Source organism: uncultured Fretibacterium sp. (assembly GCF_938040765.1).
In the GTDB taxonomy this organism is placed as follows: domain Bacteria; phylum Synergistota; class Synergistia; order Synergistales; family Aminobacteriaceae; genus CAJPSE01.
Genome location: NZ_CALIAA010000152.1, coordinates 1 through 1,448, shown reverse-complemented (window position 1 = coordinate 1,448; position 1,448 = coordinate 1). Strand labels below are relative to the sequence as shown.

Sequence of the window (1,448 nt, the reverse complement as noted above, 5' to 3'; positions counted from 1 at the left end):
ATGAAAAATCAATAAAAATTTATTGAGACGCGCAGGGAGCCCTTCCTCAAGCGCGGGGGGCGCGGATACGGGGACAAGCACTGCCGCCGGAGGGGAGCGGCGGGACGGTGCAGGCTGCCATTTGAAGGGCGAGAGAAATTTGATATTTTTCGACGAATGGCGTATAATAACTTTTTAACGATGGAATCCTTAAAAAAGGAGGATGGGAACGGAGGTGAAAAAATGGAATATGGAGCAACAAAGCTGGTGTACTCCGACGGAAAGCCGTTGTGGCTGACCGCGGACGGCTCGTTCATCCCCGCGCGGTGCCGGAATGACGGGTCTCTCGCCAATGAGGCGCTTTTCCTCAGGGATCCCCGGAGAGGCGGTGCGGTGCGGAGGATCGTCCGCTAGCCGTCAAGATGGCGAGAAAAGGCTTCACACGGCCCTCGGGCCGCCTTTATAACGGAATATCAGGGCATCCATGCCCTTGTAACCCAGGTATCTTCCGCGATATAAAGCAGGGAAGTCTCGGCGGGGCCGGAGTCTTTTGCGGACTCCGGCCCCGTTGCGTTTGTAACCGGGATCAAACCGACAGCGACAGCAGGTTGCGCGATATGGGATAGGGCCAGATGTCGGCGGCCATGTTCACCTCGGCGGCGTCGCAGCGCCTTCGGATGGAGTCCATCAGGGGGATGGCCGTCCCGACGAGGAAGTCCGCCCTCTCCCTGACGGGGAGCTCCGCCATGCGTCCGCGGAGCTCGTTCAGCCTGTGGGCGTCCTCGATCAGGGCCGCCCTGGTCCGCCCCAGGCCGAGGATGTATTCCCGCCACGGCTCGCCCTCGGGGAACTCCATGCCGTCGAGGGCGGAGAGGGAGTTTTTCTCCAGGATCAGCTGCTTTGACAGGGCGGGCAGGATCCCCTCCCACAGCATGTCGTAGAGTATCGCCACCTCTATCTCCAGGCTTCTGACAAAGGCCTCCATGCGGATGTCGTGCAGGGCCTCCAGCTCGTGTTCGTGGAATACGCCCAGTTCTTCGAGCATCTTTTTGTTCTCCGGGAGCAGGAGGAGGTCGATCTTCTCCGGCATGGTCTCCGCCTGAAGGAGGCCCCGCCGCTTCGCCTCCGCATGCCACTCCGGCGAGTAGGCGTCCCCCTCGAAGAGGACGTTCTGCCCCTGCCGGACGGCCTCCTTGACCGCATCCAGAGCCACGTCCATCGGGTCCTTTCCATCGACGCTCCTGGCCTCGATCATCCCCGTCAACTGCTCGACGCCCCAGGCCCAGATGGAGGCGAACATCGTGATGGGCAGAGCGATGGACTGCGACGCCCCCGGAGAGCGGAACTCGAACTTGTTCCCCGTAAAGGCCACGGGCGAGGTCCTGTTCCTGTCGTTGTCGAAGGGGATGATGGAGGGCAGCTTCATCAGTCCAAGGTCCATCAGGCCCCTCTCCGGCAGCGAGGCGTCC

At 61.5% G+C, this 1,448-nt stretch carries 1 protein-coding gene and 1 pseudogene; one reads left to right on the top strand and one right to left on the bottom strand.

Features of this window, described 5'->3' with window-relative positions; genetic code table 11:
• Positions 1-222 precede the first annotated feature (222 nt).
• Positions 223-393: a hypothetical protein gene (locus tag Q0176_RS05585; protein WP_299300070.1), complete on the top strand. Its 171-nt coding sequence runs from the start codon at positions 223-225 to the stop codon at positions 391-393.
• Positions 394-565: 172 nt separating this feature from the next.
• Here the strand turns inward: Q0176_RS05585 and Q0176_RS05580 are convergent.
• Positions 566-1,448, bottom strand: a pseudogene (locus Q0176_RS05580) (glutamine synthetase type III); the annotation flags it as partial.